Annotated in this window: 6 protein-coding genes; all 6 read left to right on the top strand. The window is 62.9% G+C overall.

Annotated features, from left to right (window positions below; all coding sequences use genetic code 11):
- Window positions 1-359, top strand: a 359-nt coding sequence (locus ENN83_RS01850) for a PRC-barrel domain-containing protein (RefSeq protein ID WP_287183370.1), incomplete at its 5' end; no start/stop codon positions are given.
- A 21-nt stretch (window positions 360-380) separates the two neighbouring features.
- Entirely contained in the window at window positions 381-1,013 is a 633-nt protein-coding gene (gene puhB / locus ENN83_RS01845; protein ID WP_287183368.1) for a photosynthetic complex putative assembly protein PuhB, read from the top strand.
- A 3-nt stretch (window positions 1,014-1,016) separates the two neighbouring features.
- Window positions 1,017-1,487 carry a photosynthetic complex assembly protein PuhC gene (puhC, locus tag ENN83_RS01840; RefSeq protein ID WP_287183364.1) on the top strand — a complete coding sequence of 157 codons (471 nt, stop codon included), beginning with the start codon at window positions 1,017-1,019 and terminating at the stop codon, window positions 1,485-1,487.
- Between the two features lie 51 nt (window positions 1,488-1,538).
- Entirely contained in the window at window positions 1,539-1,835 is a 297-nt protein-coding gene (locus ENN83_RS01835) for a hypothetical protein (protein WP_287183361.1), read from the top strand.
- A complete protein-coding gene (acsF, locus tag ENN83_RS01830; protein ID WP_287183360.1) occupies window positions 1,832-2,947 on the top strand; it encodes a magnesium-protoporphyrin IX monomethyl ester (oxidative) cyclase in 1,116 nt (371 codons plus the stop codon). The genes ENN83_RS01835 and acsF overlap by 4 nt, the downstream gene beginning before the upstream one ends.
- A complete protein-coding gene (gene puhE, locus ENN83_RS01825) occupies window positions 2,944-3,765 on the top strand; it encodes a putative photosynthetic complex assembly protein PuhE (protein WP_349760086.1) in 822 nt (273 codons plus the stop codon). Before acsF ends, puhE begins: the two co-directional genes overlap by 4 nt.
- The last annotated feature ends 434 nt before the right edge of the window (window positions 3,766-4,199 follow it).

The raw sequence follows: 4,199 nt of genomic DNA, 5'->3' as shown, positions 1-4,199 counted from the left end.
TCAAGGTGTCGGCCGGGCGCGACCCGCGCGGCATGACCGTGATCGCCGGTGACGGCGAGGCGGTGGGCAAGATCGTCGACATGTGGATCGACGAGCCCGAGCAACTGGTGCGCTATCTCGAGGCCGAACTGGACGAGGCCCATGGTGGCGGACGCCGTCTGATCCCGATGCAGGTCGCCGTCATCAGCCGGTTCAAGCCCCAGGTGGGTGTGCGCCTGATCTATGGCAAGCACTTCGCCGGTGTGCCGACCATCAAGTCGGCCAACAAGGTGACCAAGCTGGAGGAAGAGAAGATTTGCGCCTACTATGCCGGTGGCACGCTTTATGCCGACCCGGCGCGGCAGGAACCGCAACTCTAAACCCGAGGAGCGAACGGACGCATGTCCCACGACGATTTCGACGTCGAGCCCATCAAGGGCCTGCCCGAGCATCTGCCGGAGGGGGAACACATCCTCTGGCAGGGTTCGCCCGACTGGTGGGTTCTGGCCCGCGAGAGCCTCGCGCTTTACTGGGTCGGCGGCTATTTCGTCGTGCTCTACCTCTGGCGTGTGATCGTCGCCACCGAGACGATGTCTCTGCCCCAGGCGGCGGTCGCTTCCTCGTTCTTCCTGGTCCTGGGGGCCGTGGTCTGCGCCTTGCTCGCGGTCACGTCCCTCGTCCAGGCAAAGGCGGCGGTCTACACGGTCACCAATCGCAGGGTCGTCCTGCGGATTGGCGCGGCGCTCACGATGACGCTGAACCTGCCCTATACCTGGATTGGGAACGCCAATCTTGACCTCCGGAAATCCGGAACCGGGACGATCGCCTTCGAACTGATGGGAACGACCCGGTTTTCCTATCTTCTGTGCTGGCCTCATGTCCGTCCCTGGCGCATTGCCCGCACGGAACCCGCGTTCCGCTGCATCCCTGACGCGGCGAAGGTTGCAAGGCTGATCGCCGAAGCCGCGGAAACGCGGGTTTCCGAACCCAAGATCGCGCGCGTCCCGGACGAAGACACGCTGGCAGCGGAGTAGCCAATGGCCGCCAGCGACCCCCAGAAGCGCCCGCGGAAGACCGACGGGATGGAAAAGATCCCGCCGATCATGATCAAGGCCATGTTCGGCACGGTTCTGCTTGCGCTTGTGATGGTGACGTGGGCGCGGCTGACGGACAAGCCGCTCTCGGCCCTTCCCGACCAGGATGCGCCGATTGCCATCGAACGTCAGATCGTGATCGAGGGCAGCAATTCGGGCCGGGCCACGGTCTATGATATCGATGGCAACATCATTCGCGAATTCGGATCCCTCGAAGGGGGGTTCATCTCCGGCATCTGGCGGGTGCTGCGGCATGAGCGCGGCAAGATCGACGCGCCTCTCGACGCGCCTGTCAGGCTCGTCCGCTACGAAAGCGGGCGGCTCTCCCTGTACGACGACCTGACTGGTTGGCGTGCGGAACTGATCGGCTTCGGTGCCAAAAACGCGGCAGCTTTCGCGCGGCTGCTGGATTGATCGGGAGGATTGGGAACATGGGTCCTCCTACAAAAAACAGGGAACCGGGAAATGGGACTTTTTACACGAGAGAAGGAGACCGCACCCTGCACGGTTGAGGTTTCCCACAAGTTCGAGAGCCTCCACGCTCATGTGCGGTTCAACAACGGGGCCGTCGTCCACCCGGGCGACGAGGTTCTCGTGCACGGCCCCGAGATCATGGCCCCCTATGGCGAGGTCGTGACCGAAGATCGCGTGGCCACCATTACACGCGCTTCGGCCGTCGAGCGTCTGTGGACGCGGCTGACCGGCGATCTGGAAGTCATGGAACTCTGCGAGTTCTCCTTTTCCGAGAAGGCCACGCTGTGAACGTCCATACCGCCGATGCCACCACCGTCGAAGAGGGCCTGGCCATCCAGGAGGCCCGGGCCGTCCTCGACAGCGAAAGCGCAACCGCGGTCGCCATGCAGGATACCCTGCTGACCCCGCGCTTCTACACCACCGATTTCGACGAGCTTGACGCGATCGACGTCACCCCCGTCCGCAAGGACTGGGACCAGCTCATCGAGGAAATGAAGGCCGACCCGAACAAGGGCCACTTCAAGAAGGACGAGAACTGGGACCATGTCGACTGGGACGGCATGGACCCACAATTGCGCAAGGAATTCATCGACTTCCTGATCTCCTCCTGCACGGCCGAGTTCTCGGGCTGCGTGCTTTACAAGGAGATGAAGCGGCGCGGCAAGAACCAGGACATCACCGAACTGTTCCAGCTGATGGCGCGCGACGAGGCGCGGCATGCGGGCTTCATCAACGACGCGCTGCGCGAGGCGGGGATCGCGGTGAACCCGGGCTTCCTCACCCAGAAGAAGAAATACACCCATTTCCGCCCCAAGTTCATCTCCTACGCGACCTACCTGAGCGAAAAGATCGGCTACGCCCGCTACATCACGATCTACCGCCATCTCGAGGCGCATTCCGACAAGCGGTTCCACCCGATCTTCAAGTGGTTCCGCGAGTGGTGCAATGACGAGTTCCGCCATGGCGAGGCCTTCGCCCTGCTGATGAAGACGGACCCGAAACTGACCTCGGGCATCAATGTCTGGTGGATCAGGTTCTTCCTGACCGCGGTCTATGCCACGATGTATGTCCGCGACCACCAGCGCCCGGCTTTCCACAAGGCGCTGGACGTCGATACCGACTGGTATGGGCAGGAGGTGTTCCGCAAGACGTCGGAACTGTCGAAACAGGTCTTCCCGATCATGCTCGACATCGACCACCCGCGCTGGATGAAGGGGCTCAAGGCCCTTCAGGTGGCCTCGGTCCAGGTCGACCGGGCGAAAAAGGCGGGCGGCGTGGGCGGCAAGCTCTCGCAATGGGCCGGCAGCGCCCGGGCGGCATGGGCCTTTGCCATGCTCTTCACGATCCCGGCGAAGAAACATCAGGTCCCCGTGAAGACCAGACTGGAGCCCGTATATTGATCGAATCGGCCTGGTTCGCGGCGCTCGCGGCGCTTTTCATCTGGTGGTTCTCCACCGGAGCGATCCTCGTGGTCGTGCGCCGGGCCGAGCATCGCGGGCGCCTGGCGCATCTGCGCGCCACGATCGTGGCCCTGCCCCTTCTTGGGGGCGGGGTGCTGCTCTACGAGTTGACCAGGTACATGGAAACGGCGGGCGCCTCCTATCTGGCGTTCCTCGCGGCCCTCGCGATCTGGGGCTGGGTCGAGCTGGCCTTCCTGACCGGGGTGATCACGGGTCCGAACACCACCCATTGCCACAAAGAGACGCGCGGCTGGGAACGCTTCATGCGCGCCTATGGCACGATCGCGTATCACGAGACGCTGCTGGTGATGATCCTGTTCGTGATGCTCGTGACGACATACGATTCGCCGAACACGGTGGGCCTGTGGACCTTCACCGTGCTGTTCTTCGCGCGCATCTCGGCCAAGTTGAACCTGTTTCTCGGCGTGCCCAAGATCAATGTCGAATTCCTGCCCACACCGCTTGCGCATCTGCCCAGCCATTTCCGCATCTCGCGCCTGAACTGGCTGTTCCCGTTCTCCGTCTCGTTCCTGACCTTCGCTGTCTATTGCTGGCTCGAACGGATGGTCTCCGTATCCGCCCCGCACGAGGTCGTGGGCTTCGCGTTGTTGTCCGCGATCACGGCGCTGGCGCTTCTGGAACACTGGCTGATGGTCCTGCCGCTGCCCGACGAAAGGCTCTGGCGCTGGATGCTGCCTGCGCGCAAGGACGCGCCCGAGAAGCCCGAGATTCGGCGAAAGGATCTGCGCGGGATATAGGGTGGACCGCCCCGGATCATCCGGCAGGGCAGGCTGCGACACCCTGTCGCAGGGGTGGCGGATTCCGCGTCAATGCGGTGCGCCGAACCGGCAATGGCGCCGCGATGCAACCATTAGAACCGCTCAAAGATCAGCCCGCGAAATTCCTGCGTTCATCGCGGCGATTTGGTGGCGTGTTCCGCCGCCGCGGGACATCATTGCGGGTTGACAGGTATTTGCTTTGACCTTGAAAAAACTGCACTCCATGGTATGCAGCGAGCATTCGATTCAGGGAGAGACAAATGAAGAACCAGTTCGCTCTTGCCGCGGCTGCAGCCCTTGTCGCGGGGCCAGTGTTCGCCCAAGAGGCTTCCGGTAATGCCGAGGCCGGCGAGAAGGCGTTCCGCCAGTGCATCACCTGCCATGTCGTCGTGAACGAAGCAGGCGAAACCCTT

The sequence above is a fragment of the Rhodovulum sp. genome (assembly GCF_011048875.1).
Taxonomy (GTDB): Bacteria; Pseudomonadota; Alphaproteobacteria; order Rhodobacterales; family Rhodobacteraceae; genus Rhodovulum; species Rhodovulum tesquicola.
This window is presented reverse-complemented; position numbering and strand designations above follow the sequence as displayed.